Source organism: uncultured Neglectibacter sp. (assembly GCA_937958185.1).
Lineage (GTDB): Bacteria > Bacillota > Clostridia > Oscillospirales > Acutalibacteraceae > Acutalibacter.
Genome location: CALFFN010000028.1, coordinates 34621 through 51968, shown reverse-complemented (window position 1 = coordinate 51968; position 17348 = coordinate 34621). Strand labels below are relative to the sequence as shown.

Annotated in this window: 19 protein-coding genes; 6 read left to right on the top strand and 13 right to left on the bottom strand. The window is 55.7% G+C overall.

Translation table 11 applies throughout. The features are described from left to right. Positions 1-47: 47 nt before the first annotated feature. The gene (locus AB8996_RS09390; protein WP_369298717.1) at positions 48-1400 is read right to left on the bottom strand and encodes a citrate/2-methylcitrate synthase; all 1353 of its coding nucleotides are present in this window, start codon (positions 1398-1400) and stop codon (positions 48-50) included. Between the two features lie 165 nt (positions 1401-1565). Between AB8996_RS09390 and spoIIP the strand changes: the two genes are divergently transcribed. The 5 genes from spoIIP to AB8996_RS09365 all read left to right on the top strand — a co-directional run bounded on the left by spoIIP (position 1566) and on the right by AB8996_RS09365 (position 6286). Continuing rightward, positions 1566-2669: a stage II sporulation protein P gene (gene spoIIP / locus AB8996_RS09385; RefSeq protein WP_369298716.1), complete on the top strand. Its 1104-nt coding sequence runs from the start codon at positions 1566-1568 to the stop codon at positions 2667-2669. Positions 2670-2991: 322 nt separating this feature from the next. After that, a complete protein-coding gene (locus AB8996_RS09380; RefSeq protein WP_369298715.1) occupies positions 2992-3261 on the top strand; it encodes a hypothetical protein in 270 nt (89 codons plus the stop codon). A gap of 47 nt (positions 3262-3308) precedes the next feature. Next, entirely contained in the window at positions 3309-3665 is a 357-nt protein-coding gene (locus tag AB8996_RS09375; protein ID WP_369298714.1) for a hypothetical protein, read from the top strand. A gap of 469 nt (positions 3666-4134) precedes the next feature. Continuing rightward, a complete protein-coding gene (locus AB8996_RS09370; RefSeq protein WP_369298713.1) occupies positions 4135-5346 on the top strand; it encodes a murein hydrolase activator EnvC in 1212 nt (403 codons plus the stop codon). A gap of 118 nt (positions 5347-5464) precedes the next feature. Then, the gene (locus AB8996_RS09365; protein ID WP_369298712.1) at positions 5465-6286 is read left to right on the top strand and encodes a C39 family peptidase; all 822 of its coding nucleotides are present in this window, start codon (positions 5465-5467) and stop codon (positions 6284-6286) included. Between the two features lie 97 nt (positions 6287-6383). On the opposite strand, the gene AB8996_RS09360 is transcribed toward AB8996_RS09365, so the two are convergent. From AB8996_RS09360 to AB8996_RS09305, 12 genes are all read right to left on the bottom strand, one after another. Further along, positions 6384-7055 (bottom strand): CPBP family glutamic-type intramembrane protease, encoded by a 672-nt coding sequence (locus tag AB8996_RS09360; RefSeq protein WP_369298711.1) that lies wholly within the window; start codon positions 7053-7055, stop codon positions 6384-6386. 47 nt (positions 7056-7102) lie between these two features. Next, the gene (locus AB8996_RS09355) at positions 7103-7762 is read right to left on the bottom strand and encodes a glycerol-3-phosphate acyltransferase (protein WP_369298710.1); all 660 of its coding nucleotides are present in this window, start codon (positions 7760-7762) and stop codon (positions 7103-7105) included. A gap of 33 nt (positions 7763-7795) precedes the next feature. Then, positions 7796-8905, bottom strand: a complete 1110-nt coding sequence (locus AB8996_RS09350; RefSeq protein WP_369298709.1) for a glycosyltransferase — start codon at positions 8903-8905, stop codon at positions 7796-7798. A gap of 179 nt (positions 8906-9084) precedes the next feature. Continuing rightward, positions 9085-10173, bottom strand: a complete 1089-nt coding sequence (locus AB8996_RS09345) for a glycoside hydrolase family 32 protein (RefSeq protein WP_369298708.1) — start codon at positions 10171-10173, stop codon at positions 9085-9087. Between the two features lie 111 nt (positions 10174-10284). Beyond that, on the bottom strand, positions 10285-10848 hold the full coding sequence (locus AB8996_RS09340) for an ATP-binding cassette domain-containing protein (RefSeq protein ID WP_369298707.1): 564 nt from the start codon (positions 10846-10848) through the stop codon (positions 10285-10287). Between the two features lie 13 nt (positions 10849-10861). Next, complete coding sequence (locus tag AB8996_RS09335) at positions 10862-11542, bottom strand: ABC transporter permease (RefSeq protein ID WP_369298806.1); 681 nt, start codon at positions 11540-11542, stop codon at positions 10862-10864. Positions 11543-11606: 64 nt separating this feature from the next. Further along, on the bottom strand, positions 11607-12677 hold the full coding sequence (locus AB8996_RS09330) for an MqnA/MqnD/SBP family protein (RefSeq protein ID WP_369298706.1): 1071 nt from the start codon (positions 12675-12677) through the stop codon (positions 11607-11609). A gap of 32 nt (positions 12678-12709) precedes the next feature. Beyond that, positions 12710-13381 (bottom strand): Crp/Fnr family transcriptional regulator, encoded by a 672-nt coding sequence (locus tag AB8996_RS09325; RefSeq protein ID WP_369298705.1) that lies wholly within the window; start codon positions 13379-13381, stop codon positions 12710-12712. A gap of 200 nt (positions 13382-13581) precedes the next feature. Then, on the bottom strand, positions 13582-14079 hold the full coding sequence (locus AB8996_RS09320; protein WP_369298704.1) for a hypothetical protein: 498 nt from the start codon (positions 14077-14079) through the stop codon (positions 13582-13584). A 29-nt stretch (positions 14080-14108) separates the two neighbouring features. Next, positions 14109-14648 carry a hypothetical protein gene (locus AB8996_RS09315; protein ID WP_369298703.1) on the bottom strand — a complete coding sequence of 180 codons (540 nt, stop codon included), beginning with the start codon at positions 14646-14648 and terminating at the stop codon, positions 14109-14111. Beyond that, on the bottom strand, positions 14638-15102 hold the full coding sequence (locus AB8996_RS09310) for a hypothetical protein (protein ID WP_369298702.1): 465 nt from the start codon (positions 15100-15102) through the stop codon (positions 14638-14640). The genes AB8996_RS09315 and AB8996_RS09310 overlap by 11 nt, the downstream gene beginning before the upstream one ends. A 12-nt stretch (positions 15103-15114) precedes the next feature. Beyond that, complete coding sequence (locus AB8996_RS09305; RefSeq protein WP_369298701.1) at positions 15115-16401, bottom strand: hypothetical protein; 1287 nt, start codon at positions 16399-16401, stop codon at positions 15115-15117. Positions 16402-16658: 257 nt separating this feature from the next. On the opposite strand from AB8996_RS09305, the gene AB8996_RS09300 reads away from it, so the two are divergent. Next, a complete protein-coding gene (locus AB8996_RS09300; protein WP_369298700.1) occupies positions 16659-17240 on the top strand; it encodes a DUF4364 family protein in 582 nt (193 codons plus the stop codon). The last annotated feature ends 108 nt before the right edge of the window (positions 17241-17348 follow it).

Genomic DNA, 17348 nt, shown 5'->3' with positions numbered 1-17348 from the left:
AGCAGGCTTCCTTTTCAGGAAGCCTGCTTTTTTGTTTTTTCTAACAACTAATCTCTAACAACTAACGACTTATGCTCCTGTACCGCCTTGTACGCCGGGCGGATAATTTTGCCGCCGCCTACCAGCTCCTCAATGCGGTGGGCCGCCCAGCCGGAAATACGGGAAATGGCAAAAATGGGGGTGTACAGCTCCATGGGCAGGTCCAGCATGCTGTAGATGAAGCCGCTGTAAAAGTCCACGTTGGCGGAAACGCCCTTGTAGATTTTCCGCTCCTCAGTGATCAGCTTCACCGCCAGCCGCTCCACGTTGGAGTACAGCCGGAATTCATCGGTGCGCCCCTTTTCCTGGGACAGCCCCTCCACGAACCGCGCCATGATCTTTGCCCTGGGGTCGGAAATGGAATACACCGCGTGCCCCATGCCGTAAATGAGCCCCGCCCTGTCAAAGGCTTCCTTATGCAGCAGCTTTTTCAAATAGGCGGAAATTTCCTCGTCGTCGTTCCAGTCCCTGACCTGCGCCTTGATGTCCTCAAACATTTTCACCACCTTGATGTTGGCGCCGCCGTGCTTGGGACCCTTCAGCGAGCCCAGCGCCGCCGCGATGGCGGAGTAGGTGTCCGTGCCGGAGGAGGTGACCACATGGGTGGTAAAGGTGGAGTTGTTGCCGCCGCCGTGATCCGCGTGGAGAATGAGGGCGATGTCCAGCACCTTTGCCTCCAGCTCGGTGTATTTGCAGTCCGGGCGGAGAATGCGCAGAATGTTTTCCGCGGTGGACAGGGCGGGGTCGGGCTGGTGAATGAACAGGCTCTGCCCGTCGTGATAATGGCGGTACGCCTGATACCCGTAAACGGACAGGAGAGGGAACAGTGCAATGAGCTGAATGCACTGGCGCAGCACGTTGGGAATGGAAATATCTTCCGCGTCTTCGTCATAAGAATAAAGGGTGAGCACGCTGCGGGCAAGGGTGTTCATCATGTCCCCGCTGGGGGCCTTCATGATGATGTCCCGTACAAAGCTGGTGGGCAGCGTGCGGTAAAACGCCAGCAGTTCGCAAAATTCCCGAAGCTCCTCGGCGTTGGGCAGGTCGCCGAACAGCAGCAGGTACGCAATGCGCTCGTAGCCGAAATTGTCTCCCTTGGGCTGAATGCGCACCAGGTCCTCCACATTATAGCCCCGGTAGTACAGCTCGCCCTCGCAGGGAACGCTTTTGCCGTCCACCGTTTTGCTGGAAACGATCTCGGAAATATTGGTCAGCCCCGTCAGGACGCCCTTGCCGTTTAAGTCCCGCAGGCCGCGTTTGACGTCGTATTGGGTGTAAAGCTCGGGGGCGATCTGGCTGCTCTGTACGCACAGGTCGGCAAGCCTGCGCACCTCCGGCTTGATCTCGGAATAAATCGACATGAAAAAGCTCCTTTCTGCATGGAATCCTGTGTCTTTTAGGAAAGGTAAGAGATGAAAAAGAAAAAATATATTGTTACAGTATAAGAAATATTCAGGAGCACTGCAAGAGATAAATTGTGAATTTTTTGCGGCGGTCTCAAAATTTTGGAAAGGAACTCGGTTTGCATGAAAAAGCGTAGCTGGTATCGGGTAGTAAAAAACGGCGCGGCATGGCTCTGCCTGGCGGTATGCCTGTGCTGTGCGGGAGAGTCCCTGCGCAGCTGGGCGGCGGAGGACGGCACGGAAGCCCTGCTGTTCGCGGCGGGAATGAAAGCGGAAAGCGGCGGGGAAAAACAGCCGAAGCAGGAGGAAAAGCCGGGCATTTCCAGCTTGGAAAACAGCTTTTTGACTACGGGAGAGGAGCTTTCCCTTGCCGACGACGGCGTCGTCCCCTTTCTGGACGATGTGCTCCCCGGCGCCGCCGCCACGCCGGACCCGGAACGGGTCAGCGCCCCGGTGGAGGAGATCACGCTGGACGGCGGCACACAGATAGACAATTTTTTTGTCCGGGACAGCACGGAATCCGGCACAGACTTAAACGCAGAGCTGCAGGAGCGCCCTGCCGTACAGTTAAAGGGCGACGGCAGCGTGGAAATCCTCATTTACCACACCCACACCTCGGAAGCCTATTCCCGGCAGTACACGGGATTTTACTATACGGATATGGACACCCGCACCCAGAACCGGGACATGAGCGTGGTAGCGGCTGGGGAAGCGCTGAAGGCGGAGCTGGAAGCCCGGGGCTACGGCGTGGTGCACGACACCACCGTAAACGATACGCTGTTTAACGGCTCCTATTCCCGTTCCTGGGAGGTCATCCAAAACAATCTGGCGGAGTATCCCGGCATTCAGGTGACCATAGACCTGCACCGGGATTCCATGACCACCCAGGAGGGGCTGAAATATAAGCCCACCGCCGTGATAAACGGCAGGAAGGCGGCGCAGATCATGCTGCTTGCCGGGTGCAACGCAAACGGCGACTGGGACGATTTCCCCAACTGGCGGGATAACCTGCACCTGATCCTCCGGGTGCAGCAAAAGGCGGCGGAGCTGTACCCGGAGCTTGCCCGCCCGCTGGACTTTTCCACCAGCAAATACAACACCAACGCCACCACCGGCTCCATGCTGGTGGAGGTGGGTACGGAGGTGAACACCGTTTCCGAAGCCAAATATTCCGGCAAGCTGCTGGGGGAGGTCCTGGCGGAGACCTTTGACGGGTTGAAGGAATAAAAAAATTTTTTCTATGAAAATGAGAACGGCAGGAACGGCAAAACCGTCCCTGCCGTCAGTCTGTCGATAAAATCTCCAATTTACGAATACGGAGGGAAAGAGAGTTGTGAGAGAGAACCGTCAGGGTTCTCTTTCACTTTTTAATCATAACATATTGAAAAAATCAAAGATTTTTCCAATATGTTTGAGCGGGGCGAAATGTTTTTTCGGCACGCTCAAGGCAGGAACGGTAAAACCGTCCCTGCCTTTTTTTGCCGGAGTAAATTTCCGAAAAACCGGGCATTCTATCCATAGTATCTTACTTAGAAAAGGGGAATGCCGAATGGAACGGAAAAAAAGACAGCCGTTTTTACTTTCCTTGGGGCTTTCCCTGTTTTTGCTGTTGACCGCAGCGGGGATCGTGACGGTGGATTATCAGGGGCGAAGGCTGAGCTTCGGCGACAATGACATGCCATTTCAGAAAATAGAGGTCGGAAACGGCAAAACGGAGCTGCAGATCAAGCTCCTGGGGGTGGAAAAACGGGTCGATATCACAGAAATCGACAATTTTTTTGATTTTCTTCTGGATTTTAGTTGTATTCCCCATAGCTAGTTGTTATAATATACTCGGTATACCATATAAAGTGGGGAGGTGACTGCGTGAAGCTTCGGGACACACGCTTTTGGGCGGTGTTTATTGCCATAGCCTTTGTGCTGCTCTGGTGCATCAGCATCGGGGTGACCTATGCCGCGCCCACACAGGAGCCGCTGCCGGAGCCCATAGAGGCGGTTACCGCCCCGGGAGTGCACATGATCGGCGTGATGGGCTGGGGACTGGTGGGTCTTGGCTTTGCCGGCGTGGCGCTGGCGGTGCTGATAAACAGCAGCCGCCCTAAACGAAAAAGGCGCACCGTGCGGGCAGTCAGCTCTCCGCGCAGCCCCTACAAGGTCATGCACTCGGTCTACACCCCTGCCCCCACCCGCCGTTACCAGCGGAACATAGAGAGGCGCTACTGACAAAACAGGTTTGTGAAAAAAGCCGGAACCCAGCGTTCCGGCTGTTCTATTTTATGTTTTCTTTATTCCTTGGAAATTTTTTCTCTGCAGCCCTCTCTGAGCGACAGAAAAGGTTTCGACTTTTTCTTTCAAATAGCTGCTTTTTTGTCTTGCTTTGGGTGTTTTTCCTCTCATTTTTTCATTTTTTTAAGATTTTTTCAAAAAATTTTTTTGATTTTTTGCCGGATTTTCTGCGAAAATCCCCAGATATGGTAGAGCAGGCAGGCGCTGCCACTAATTTCAAATGAAATTTACATTTTAATTCTAAAAAGGAAAAATAACCTTTGTGAAATGGGGTAAAATCTACAAGGCAATAAAAGAATTATGTAAATTTCAAGGCGCGGTCCCGGTCGGGATCGACAGCTTTGCGTTCCGGGTCACAGTGCCCGTTGACGGAAGCGGGAGCTTCCCACATAGGGAGGAAAAACAAATGAAACGAAAATTTTGGCGGCGGCTCAGTTCTTTTTTCCTGGCGCTTTGTCTGCTGGTTGCCGTTCCCGGCAACGCCATCGCCCGTACTCTGGACGAGGTGGAGGCGGAGCAGACCAAGCTGGACGAAGAGGCAAAGGCGTTGGAGGATAAGCTGGAGGAGCTTCGCAATGACGAAGCCCAGAAGCGCGCTTATCAGGAAACGCTGCAGCAGAAGATCGACGTGGTGCAGGGGCAGGTGGATTCCGCCCGCAAGGACATTGACGAGCTGAACGCCCGTATCAGCGAGCTGACCCTGAAGCTGCAAAAATCCCAGCAGGAGATACAGGACACCATCGACCGTTTCAAGGAGCGGCTTGCGGCGCTGTACAAGGCGGGCAATGTCAGCACCCTGGAAATTTTATTGAATTCCAGCAGCTTCAGCGATTTTACCATGCGCAGCGAGCTGGTAAAGGTAATGTCCGCCCGCGACCAGAAGATGATGGATATTATCGAAGACTACATAGAGGAAACAGAGGGCGAACGCGAGGAATGTGAAGCGAGCAAGGCAAAGGTCGCCGAGCTGAAAAAGAAGCTGGACGCCCAGCAGAAAGAGCTGACCTCCCTGTATGAGGAAAACGCCGCGGCGCTTGCCGCGGTGCAGGACGCTGAAAACGCTGCGCAGGACCAGCTGGATAAGAACACGGCGGAGCGGGAAGCCAACGACAGGGAAATGGAAGAGCTGATCGCCAAGCAGAAGGAGCTGGAAGAACAGCGCCGCCAGGAGGCAGCTAACGGCGGCGGCGAATGGATGGGTTCCGATGTTTCTTATCCTACCGGCGGCGGTGGCGTAGAGGGCTTTAACCCCATTTGGCCCCTGCCGGGCGTTACCTATGTTTCCTGCTATTACGGCGGCTATGCCGGGCACCGGGGCATGGACATTGCCGGCGATTACGGCACGCCTGTGGTGGCGGCGGAATCCGGCACGGTCATTGCGGCGAACGATTACGATTCCTGGGGCGAATCCTGGGGGTATTACGTGCTGATCTACCACAACAGCACCTTTACCACCCGCTATGCCCATTTGAGCGGCTTGACCGTTTCCAAGGGGCAGTTTGTGGAGCAGGGCACTGTGGTGGGCTATGAGGGCGCTACCGGCAACGTGACTGGACCCCACCTGCATTTTGAGGTGTATGAAAACGGCTCCCGTGTAAACCCCATGAACTACCTGTGATTTGGTTTTTTAGAAAATAGGGAAGGCAGAGGAGATTCTCCTCTGCTTTTTTTCTGCCTGTTCCGTGTTACTTCTTCCTTTCCCCGCGTATCTAATGGATAGAGAAGGGGGTGGGAAGATGGATCACAGAGAGCAGCGGATCGGCAGAAGGAAACGGCTGCGCCGGAGACGGCGGATCATGGCGGCGCTGCTGGCGACGGCGATAGTGCTGCTGGCGCTGTCCGTCCTGGCTCTGCGGGCATTTGGAATGTTCCGAAAAGCTCCGCAGAGCGGAAAGGCAGGACGTCCTGCCTTTGTCTCTTCCTGTGGAAGAGACAAAAAACTCATTCTGGACGCGCCCTTCCTTGACCAGCGGGAAAAGTACCCTACCGGGTGCGAAAGCTGTACCGCCGTGATGGCGCTGCAATACTTTGACGTGGATATTACGGTGGAGGAATTTATCGACGGTTACCTTCCCATGGGCAACGCGCCCCATATTGGGGAAGACGGCGTTTTGGAGGGCTGCGACCCCCGAAAAGAATTTCCCGGCGACCCCCGCACGGAGGAGGGCTGGGGCTGCTATGCCCCGGTGATCCAGACAGCGCTGACTTCCTTTTTGAAGGACCGCCCCGAAACAGCCCTTGCGGTGGAAGCCCCGGGGCAGGACAGCCTGCGGGAGCTGTGCACGGAATATGTGAGCAAGGGGCTCCCGGTCCTGGTATGGGCGACTATCGACATGGCGCCGCCGGAGCAAAGCACCCTGTTTTTGATAGAGGGAACAGGAGAGGAGTTTCAGTGGGTCTACCCCATGCACTGCCTGCTTCTGGTGGGCTGGGATAGCGCGGGCTACTATTTTAACGACCCCTCTGCCGGGGAAAAGCAGTTCTATCCCAAAGAAGCGGCGGAATCTGCTTATGAAGCGCTGGGCAGGCAGGCGCTGGCGCTGGTGCCGCTGGACTAAACGATCATGCCATACGAAAAAAGCATCGGCTTCCGGCTCGTGCGACCGGGGACTGATGCTTTTTATTTCTATTTGGGGTTTTCCTGTACCCCGGAAGCTATTTCGGGGCGTTCCGATTCGGCAAAACCGAAAGAACATAGGAAATGGCATTATATTCACAGTGGGCGAGGATACAGCAGAACAGCGAGCCGGTGTACAGGTACAGAAGCCCCAGCGCCAGCCCGCAAAGAAACGCGGAAAGGGTCTGCACCATGTTGAAATGGAGCAGCGCGAACAGGGCGGCGGACAGCAGCAGCGCCCCTGCCGCGCCCATGGTGCTTTGCAGCCCGCACAGCACAAAGCCCCGCATCAGGGCTTCCTCCACAACGGGCGCCAGTACGCAAACATGGAGAAACGAGGGAATGGGAGACGACGCCAGCGTGTCCAGGGATTTCTGGTATCCGGCTTCGCTGCCGGGAAAACGCTTTTCAAAGAACGGGTCCAGCAGCCTGTCCAGCAGGGCATAAAAGAAGCCCCCGCAGCCCAGAGCAAGCAACAGGCTGCCGGCGGTGATGTTCCGAAAAACCTCCGCGGGCAGATGGGTCGCGCGGTACAGCAGAAAAAGATATCCGGCGGAAAGCGCCGCCATGACAAGGAGGTTCACCCACCTGGACAGCCTGCCTGGCAGCCTGCGCCACAACGCCACGTCCAGCCCGGTGTACAGCAGCATGACGCCGAAATAGGAAACCGTCCACAGCAATGCCGACAGGACGGAAATATGACCGGGCACAACGCTTCCCCCTTTCCGGCGGCTTCCATAAAGCAGAGGAGGGAAAATCAACGGTTCTCCGCGATTTGTGTTTTTTCCTCTTCCTGCCGCCGCAGCAGCTCCAGCTTGGCGTCCTGAAAATTTTTCGCGATCACCACGGCGGAAAGCAGCACCGCCCCCAGCCCAAAGGACCAGTGTGCGGTACGGAACGCGGAGAGAAGCGAAAAAGCGGAAAACAGCCCAAAGGTCACCACGGTCCGGCGCTCGTGGGGGCGAATGACCAGCGCCACGGAAAAGAAGATGTACAGCGCCGCCAGCAAAAATACAAGATAGCTTGTGGGCAGCAGCCCCAGCAGCGCCCCAAAGGTAGCGGCGATGGCTTTTCCCCCCTGCCCGTGGTACAGCGGGGCAAGGGCGTGTCCCAGCGCCGGGGCGCAGAGGACCAGCGCGAACCACAGCCGGGAGGGGTCAGTGAGCCGCATGGCAAAAAATACGGGCAAAAACCCCTTGCCCAAATCGCACAGCAGGCAGAGGATGCCCACGGGTACCCCGGCATATTTGAAAGCATTCACCGTGCCGGGATTGTGGTCGGCGCTTTTTTCCATCACGTTGACGCCCTTCAAAAGCTTCGGCAGGTGGTAGCTGAACAGGATACCGCCGCTGCAAAAGCCGATGAGGGCAAATAAAAAATACCGTGCTATTTCCTTGTAATAGATAAGATTTTCCATACAGAACCTTTCCTTTTTTCGACAGAACCGGCGCTATTCCCGCGCCTGCAGGAACGAGGCCAGCGCTCCTGCAGCGTCGCCGGGGATCGTTTCCCGCTGGCGGCGGCGCATTTCCTCCCGCAGCGTTTCGTCCGCCGCAAGCCGGACGGCGGCCTTTGCCGCGTCCTTTGGGTCTTCCGCAAACAGGGACAGCCGGCGGGCGGAGAAAAAGCGGGCGTTTTTCGTTTCACAGCCGGGAATGGGGCGGGTGTGCACCAGGGGGACGTTTTTCACGGCAGCCTCCGTGCTGGTCAGCCCGCCGGGCTTGGACAGCAGCACGTCGCAGGCGTCCATGTACAGGGGGACCTCCTTGGTAAAGGACACGGTGCGCACCCGGCGCTCCTGGGCGAAATCCGTGTCGATCTTTGCCTTCAGCGGCTCGTTGTTCCCGGTCAGGATCACGATGCGGGCGCCCACGGGGCACGCCAGAAGCAGGTCAAGCGTAAAGGAGGAAATGTCACCGAACCCCATGCTGCCCGTCATCACCAGAAACACGGGAACATCCTCCGGCAGGTCCAGCTTTTTCCGGGCTTCCCGCTGTTCCATGCGGGCAAGGTACCGCCCGGAGACCGGCAGCCCGGTGGGGATCAGCTTTTCCCTGGGAATGCCTTTCCCGGCAAATTCCGGGATCAGGTCTTCATGGGGAAGAAAGTATCCGTCCAGCTCAGTTTCCTCCCAAAAGGGGATACAGGTATAATCCGTGGCAATGCCGTAGCAGGGAACGCTCAGCTCCTCCCGCCGCTTGAGATAGGTCAGGGTCTCGGCGGGAAACAGGTGGGGCGTGACCAGGGCGGTAAAGCCGTGCTCCTCGATATAAGCCTTCAGGGGGGCGGCGTACCGGGTGTTTGCGTAGTAGACCGGGGACTTCCGTTTTGGGGAGCTGATCGCCCCGCCCAGCTTATAAAGCCCGCCGAACAGGGACGGCGCTTTTCTGGCGATCCCGATATATGCCCCGCTGATGGTGCGGGAGGCGTGCCCCCGGGCAAAGGAGAGGGCGTCCTTCATTTCGCAGGGGATCTCCCGGCGCTCCAACTCCTCCTTAACTGCCAGCCCGGCGGAATTGTGCCCCTGCCCGGTGTTGCAGGAGAGGATCAAAACCTTCATCTGTGGAATCCTTTCACCATGTTTTTTCTAAAGGGAACCTCCAAAAGGCCTGGGGCACGGAAACAAAAAAGCTTTGCCGCCGCGCGGAAAAGGTCTTTGGGGATTTTATGAAGTCCAGTTTAACACAAAAAGACCTGAAAAGGAAGCCTTTCCGGGGTTTTTTCGACAATTTGCCCCACTTATTCCAGATAGAAGCTGCAGCAGAGCTCGCCGTGGTTCAGGAACACTTCCCGGGTGCGGGCGTCGGCATAGATTTCCAGGGAAGAGACCTCCTGCTCCGGGCGCTCCAGAAGCACCCGGCGGCCGTTGGTGACAGTTACCTTGCCTGCCCGGCGCTCTACGCAGCCGTCCTGCGCAGTGAGAAAGGGCTTTGCCTCCGCCACGGGAGCCATGAAGAGCTTTCCGTCTTGGAGGGAAAGCTCTCTGGCGAGAGAAAGCGCCCCTGCCCGGACGGCGTTTTCCGGCACAGTGCGGTTCCAGTTGAACAGCCAGCCGATGACAAGACGGCGGTTCTTGTTGTCCAAAAAGGATTGGGCGGCGTAAAAATCCGTGCCCGTTTCCGGCTGCTGGAAGCTTTCCGGGGTAAAGCGCTCGCCGTCAAAATCGCCGACGACAAACTGCACGGAGCGGGTCTCGTCCATGCGGGAAAACAGCAGCACCCACTTGTCGCCCAGGGGGAACAGGTCAGGGCATTCCGGCACGGGACCGTACTCCCGGCTTTGGAAAATGGGGTTCATATACTGCCAGTGCAGCAAATCGTCGGAACGGAACAGCAGGACGCTGGCAAGCCCGTCCACTCCTGCCCCGCAGACCATGCGGTATTCTTTTCCGTAAGGGAAAATTTTTGGGTCCCGGAAGTCCCGGTTATTTAAGTCCAGCGGGCTGTGGGCGATCACCGGGTTTTCCGGCAGCTTCACAAAGCGGAGCCCGTCCTCGCTGACCGCCATGGACTGGGTCTGTCCCCACTCCTTGGAAACGGAGGTGTACATGAGATAGAGCGTTCCGTCCCGCTCCAGGGCAGAGCCGGAAAAGCACCCGCCGCCGTTTTCATAGGGCATATCGGGATACAGGGCGATGGGCAGCTCCTTCCAGTGGATCAGGTCATCGCTGACCGCGTGCCCCCAGTGCATGGGTCCCCATTTTGGGGCGTGGGGATAATGCTGGAAAAAGGCGTGGTACTGCCCTTTGAAAAAGCACAGCCCGTTGGGGTCGTTGATCCAGCCGGCTTCCGGCTCAAAATGTTTTGTCAGGCGGGGAATTTCTGCCATGTGCACCGCTCCTTTTTGGAAAAAATGGAATGACGAAAAAAATACTATTGCACAGTGCTTCTGTGCAATAGTATACGAAAATCCAGGTCGGAAGTCAATGAAAAGAGGAGATCACAGCCGCAGGGGAGCGCCGCCGAAAAACTCCGCTTCCCGTTCCTCATGGGTGACTATGATCACGGTTTTCCCCTTTGTGTGCGCCTGGAACAGCTCCATTACGCTGCGCTTTGTGTCGTCGTCCAGCCCTGTAAAGGGCTCGTCCGCCAGCAGCAGGTCATAGTCCGCGGTCAGCGCGCGGAGGATCGCCACCCGGCGCCGCATGCCGCCGGACAGCTCCCGCACCGGCTGGTGCAGGCTGTCCCCCAGGCCCGCGTCCCGCAGAAGCTGTTCCGCCTGGGAGCGGGACAGGGCAGGGGCGGTGAGCCGCAGGTTTGCCGGGGCGCTGATTGCGTCACACAGGCGGTTTTCCTGAAATACGGCGCTTTTCCTGGGCGGAACACCCAAAATTTCCCCGCTGTCCGGCGCTTCTAGCCCCAACAGGAGCCGAAGAAGGGTGGTTTTCCCGCAGCCGGACGCCCCCATGACGCAGGTGGTTTTTCCGGCGGGAAATGCGTAAGAAAAGTCCCGGAGCACCTGCTTTTCCCCATAGGCTTTCCAGATATTTTTCAGCTCGATCATAACAGCCTTCTCCCTATAGCCTTTCCAGCCGGGACATTCCCTTGCCCAGCAGGAACAAAAACAATCGCTCAAACAGCAGGCTGACAAGGACGATCACCAGCGTCCAGGCGAACAGATCCGGGGTTTCCAGATAGACCTTTGCCTCGTACAGCCGTTCCCCGATGGAGCCGTCCGGCAGCCCGATGACCTCCGCGGCAATGCCGGCTTTCCAGCACAGCCCCAGCCCGGCGGCGCAGGCGGAGCGGAAAAAGGGCAGGATCTGGGGCAGGTACAAATACCGCACCCTCCGGGAAAGAGGGACCTGGAACACATTTGCCATTTCGGTGAGTTTTTCGTCCATGCTTTCCGCGCCTGTCAGCACATTGGCGTAGACTACAGGCAGCACCATCAGAAAGGAGATCACCACGGAAAGGTTCCTTGACGGCACCCACAGCAGCACCAAAATGATAAAGGACGCCACCGGGATAGATTTTACCGCCCGCATGGGCGGGGCGGCAAGGGCGCGCACCAGAGAGAACCGGGCGGCAAGCGCCGCCAGCGCGGTGCCGAACACCGCCGCCAGCAGAAAGCCCAGCGTAATGCGGAGAAAGGAAAAGCCCACGGCGCTCCAGAAGCCCAGGGTGGGCAGCAGCTCAAAGAGCCGCAGGATCACCGTTACCGGGGACACCAGCAGGATACTCTGGTTCAGCCCCATGGCGGCAAGCTGCCAGAGGAGGAGCCAGAATGCCGCCGCCAGAATATGGGACAGCCTGCTGCGGTCAGGGGAGGTAGTAGAAGTCGTCACCGGGCATTGCGCCTCCGATCGCTTTGGGGTTCTGCTCAAACAGTATCTGGAGGTAAGCGGAAAGCTTTTCCCGCATTTCCTCCCCGGCAAGGAAAGTGATGTTGCACTGGGGCAGAGCCTGCTTTGCCACAGCCTCCGGCACGATGTCGTATTTCCCGACCAGCGCGGCGGCGCCGTCAATATCGGTGGTGACGTATTTCACGGAAGCTTCGTATTTTGAGAGGAAATCCGCCACCTGCTCCGGGTTCTCCTCGACATACTCCGCCCGCGCCACCACCACGCCGGTAATCAGGGTGGCGGCAGTGTTTGCGGTGGAGGAAAGGTTTTCCCATTCTTTGGTCAGGTCCAGCGCCACGCGGATATTTTCATTTTTCATCTGCGCCGTGGTGACAAAGGGCTGGGGCAGCATGGCAATGGCGTTTTCCTCCGCCGCCAGCGCCGCCACGCATTCGGAATGCTCCGATTTCCATTCGATGGTCACGTCGGTTTCCGGGTCAATGCCGTTTTGGGACAGCATATAGGTGAGGGCGTATTCCGGGGTGGAGCCTTTCCCGCTGGAATAGACGGTCTTTCCCCGCAGGTCCTCCACAGAATGCACCGTGTCCCCGCTTTCCACCAGATACAGCACGCCCAGGGTGTTCACCGCCAGCACCCTGATCTTTCCCTCCGTGTTGTTGTACAGCACGGAAGCAAGGTTGGCAGGCACGGCGGCAATGTCCAGCGTCCCCTGCACCAGCCGGGGGGTGAGCTCGTCGGCGGAAGCCGCGATCTCAAAGTGGAACTGCGGGGCGTCGCCGGCAGCTTCCTGTTCCATCAGCTGCACCATGCCCATGGCGGTGGGACCTTTCAAAGCGGCGACCTCGGCAGGCTCCGATGCGGCTTGGGACGCCTCGCTTTCCGGCATGGAAGACGCCGGGGCAGAGCTGGGAGCTTCAGAAGACGATGAAGCGGAGCCTGCGGGGGTGGAGCCGGGCGCGCTGTTCCCACAGGCGGACAGGGTCAGGCACAGCATCAGCACCAATGTAAGGGCGATCAGTTTTTTCATAAAAATCTCTCCTTTTAAGTTGTTCTTCGCCGTCATTGCAGCAGGCGGAAGAAATTTTTTCGATATTCCAGCAGCCCCTCCGCTTTCATGCGGGAAAGCTCCCGGGACAGGGCGGTGCGTTCCACATTCAGGTAGCCCGCCATGGCTTCCCTGTCCAGCGGAATGAAGAATTCCCGGCTGCCCCGCGCCTTTGCCATATGGCGCAGGTACACCAGGATCTTTTCCCGCACGCCCCGGCGGACAAGGCAGTCGATCCTGTCGTTCAGCGACAGGGATTTTTCCGCCATGCAGGCAAGCAGGTTTTCGGTCAGCCGCCGGTGCTCCGGGCAGTTTTTCCCGCAGGGGAAAATCAGCGCGTCGGCAGGGAAAAAGAGGACGGCAAGGGGCGTTTTCGCCTGCACGGACACCGGGCTTTTCCTCTCCCGGCTCCCGGCGACCAGAATGCCCACAAAGCTGCCGCTTTCCAGCGAGGTGAGCAGCAGCGGCGCACCCTGCCCGTCGGTTCTCAGGGATACCGCGTGCCCGGAAAGCACCAGCCCCACATCGTTTACGGTATCGCCCTCCCGCAGCAGGAATTCCCCCTGGGAAAATGCCGCCCGCCGGGCGGGAAGGCAATGGAGCATTTCTGTCAGCTTTTCCGGGGAAATGCCCGCAAATAAGCCGGAGCGTTCCACTATAAGCTTTTCCTCCGCCGTCAGGTCCACAGAGCCACCTCTTTTGCAAATTACGTTGCCGTGGCAACATTTCAGAGAGAGTATACCATATCCCTCAAAAAATTGCAAGAAGAAACTGACCCGGTAAAAACCGGGTCAGTTGAAACAGGGGAAGGTTTTTCCCTGAGCGGAACGATCGTTTTTCATGCTACGGGCGAGAGGGGCAGGCTTTCCTTTGGCAGTCACCGTTTTCAGGGCAAGCCCGCGCTTTCGGAAAAATTTTCCCACTCCGTTTTTACGGGGAACCCCGCCGCTGTGGAAAACTTTTCCAAAAAGTATTTTCGCTTTTCCCGATAGGCGGCAGTATCCTTGGGGTAATAAATGGTCAGCGGGTGTTTCCCGTCATTCGGGTCTACGATCATGGACTGGTCTGAGCGGATATCCACAAAAAAGAACGTGTCGTCCTGAAAATAGAAGGTGAGGTTCGCGTTCCACCCCAGGGAAGCTCCGGGGATAAAATAATCGTCGTAACGGAAGTCCTTGAGAAATGCCATAAATTCTTCTGTCAGCTTTTTGTCCACAAAAGCGCGGGTGACCGCAGCGTCTCCGTTAGGGCAATAATCGACCCGGACGGGAATGTCCTCGCGGATTTTCAGCCTGTCCCCGTTTATCAGCCGGTCGCCGAAGAAAATGCCGCAGAGGATCAGCGCCAGTGCCAGAGCCACAGAACAGCAAATCAACAGTTTCATTTTTCGTTTCATGTGTTCTCCTTTCAGGGTCAGTCGTTTTTCTCTCCGTAAACGATTTCGGCGAAACGTTCGATCCGTTCCCGGAATTTTTCGGAATTTTTTTCCATGTAGGTGGGCGAGTCGGTTGATTCTTTCAGGGAGTTGAAACACCGAACCCTGTCAGGAAAAATCCAGAAGTCTTCCTGATGGTGCCGGTAGGTAATTTTCATAGAGCATAATACGTCGTTGAATCGCGCCCCATCTTTTGCGGTGCCGATTTCCGCATATCGAAACTCCTTCAACAGTGAAAGAGCTTCCTTAATGATTTCCTGATCTTCTGGGTCGCTGTTGTCCAGAAAAAGACGTCTGTCCTCTAGCTCCATGTCCGAATAACCCGGCAGGTCAAGACTGATGTCAACCAAAACTTTCCGAACACTTTCCCGGGATAGCGGCAGCCGCTTGCCGTTGATGAGAATATCCAGCCCCCAGCCGCTGGCGGCAAGCACCGCAGCCAAAATAAGGGCAAGGAAAATGCGGGAGATATGGTTCTTCTTCATTTTATTGCCTTCCTTTCCGAAGTTAGCTGCCAAAGAGAGCTTCTTCAAGCCGTGCGGCTGCTTCCAGATACTTTTCAGTGTCCTGCGCAACATAGGCATGGTAGGTGATGATAGCTTCTGCGGTTGGTCGAATAAGGATGGCGTCAGGGTAGAAATAGAAAATTTCCTGATGATGTTGATAAGTAACAGTGATGTCAAACAGGGTATCGCCATAGGCCCGGTTCATCTCTTCCTCCAAAATACCGTACCGAAAGCTGTTCAAAAAAGAAAGTGTTTCCTCAATTTTGTTTTTATCTTCCGCAAGCTCCCAGCGAAATTTTTTGTGGGTAGGAGGAGGAAACCTGTATACCTCTATGGAGCGAACGCTTTCCCGGGACAGCGGCAGCCGCTTGCCGTTGATGAGGATATCGAGAGAAAAGCCACCGGCGGCAAGCACCGCAGCCAAAACGAGGGCAAGGAAAATGTGGAAGATACGGTTCTTTTTCATGGTTATTCCCTCTTATTTAAGCGAAACAGTAAAGCACTGACTGCCGGGTGAAACAGCGTCAATTTCAATATAACGACCTATTCTGTTTCTGCCATCGCCGACTTTTACAAACGCGCGATAGACCTTATCGTTACAAATTCGGGTATAGGCGTAGCCCACGAGAGCGTGGCTGCCATACGGGTGTTTGGAATCGTTTTTTAGAAGCCCGACCATTATCAATTTATCAGGAGAGCTAAATGCTTTTTTTACCTCTTGATAATTCAATTGATACATGTCCGTTGTCGTGGAAACAGTATTTATGTAATACTTGTAGAATGCATCTTGGAGAAATTTTGGAGCTTTTTCGGGGGGAACTCCACCAAAATTCTTAAAAAAATCACCTTCTGGGACATAATAGCCATAATTTGCGCTCATTACTTTACTATAAATGGAAGTATAACTATCTTGCAGAATGCTTTTGTCGTTATATTTTCTTCCATACATTCTTATCATATTTGTGATGGCAGTAGGGCAACAGTTCGGTTCGTTTTTGGCGAAATCTGACATAATCGCAAAGTTGAAATTGGCACTGTCGCTGTCAACAATATTGTACCAATGGTTTGCCCAGTTTACATTGTAGAATGTTCCGCCGTAAACTTTATTTGCATATATAAAAGGGTCAATGATATAACCACCGGGCCAATTTGGAGTATTGATACGCCGTTTGCCGTCATTTGAAGTGATTTCCGCAATGGCTTCGGCGGTTTCCGCATTGACGTATTTCTCGTCCCGGCGTTCTTCCAGAGTATTGACCAGCTCGTTCCGGGGCACCTCCTCGCCAATCGCGGATACAAGAGTATCGCTGCCGTTATCCGCCAGATAGTCCAGCGCGCCGAGATAGACGATTTTCCGGGTGCTTCTTTGCTTTTCCATTTCCGCGTAATAGGGTTCTTCCGTATCGGACCATTCCAAAATAGGGGAGGACACGTCGGCGTGGGCGGCAACCACCACATAGCCAATGGTAAATTCAATGCAGTATGCATTATAGGTTTCCCCGTCCTCCGCATACAGCGGAGTGGTAGATACCACTTCTGTGTCTTCATTCCAAGCGGTATATTCTTCCTTTTTCATGTCCTCCAAAAACAGGCGCCCTATTTCCGTGGCGACCTCTTCCGGCAGGAAATAAATGTCCTCCGCCATGGAATTTTTACCAACTTCACCGTGGTTTTCCTCTGCACTGACAGGCAAAGCAGTGGAAGAGAGCAACAGTACGGCGGACAGGACGAGCCCAACGATTCTTTTCAGCTTTCTTTTGAACATGATAGTTTCTCCTTTCCAGAAACTGGATTTGCCTATTATACAATCGAACAGGAAAAAACACTCACCGATTTTCAAAATTTTTTTGAAAAATTTTCCGGCGTCAGCTTCCCCAATGGGAAAAAACGGAGACGGGTCTGGTCAAAACCGAAAAAATATAGTATACTGAATGCCGGAGACGGGGTCCCGGAAGATTTGGTTCCGATAGCCCCTGTCTAACAACTAATAACTAACAACTAACATCTGGAAAGGGGCGCGCCATGAGCAGGGACGCATTTACCGGGGGAGTAGAGCCCGGTGGGCTTTGGACGCAGAACGATATCCGCATTTTGCTGTGCTATATCCTCGCCAGCGTGGACGCACCGCTGTCCGGGGAGAGCATTTCCCAGATCATACAGGGCAAGGCGCTGGCAAATTATTTCGAGGTTGGCGACGCGCTGGCGGCGCTGCTGCGGCAGGGGAACATCGCGCAGGACGAAAACGGGCTGTACACCGTGACCGCTTCCGGCAGGGAAATTGCCGGGAGCCTTGACGCGACGCTGCCCCTTTCCGTGCGGGACAAGGCGCTGGAAGCCGCCATGCGGCTGATGGCGGAGGCAAAGGCTCGCCGGGAGAACCGGGTGGAGATCGCGGAGACGGAGAAAGGGTACCAGATCACCTGCCACATTTCCGGCGGCGAGATGGAACTGATGAGCGTTTCCCTCTATGCGCCGGACTGGAACGGGGCAAAGCTCATCGAGCGGAATTTTTATCAAAACCCGGAGGCGGTCTACCGGCTGCTGCTTTCCTCCCTCACCGGGGACGAGACTTATGCCCGCGCCTATTTTGCAGAACGGGAATAAGCTTAAGACCTCTGCTTGCGCAGGGGGAAATCTTTTGAAGAAACAAGCGCCGCGCAAGCGGCGTTTTTATGTGCTGGAAAGCATATCAGGAAATGAAAAACTTTTCTT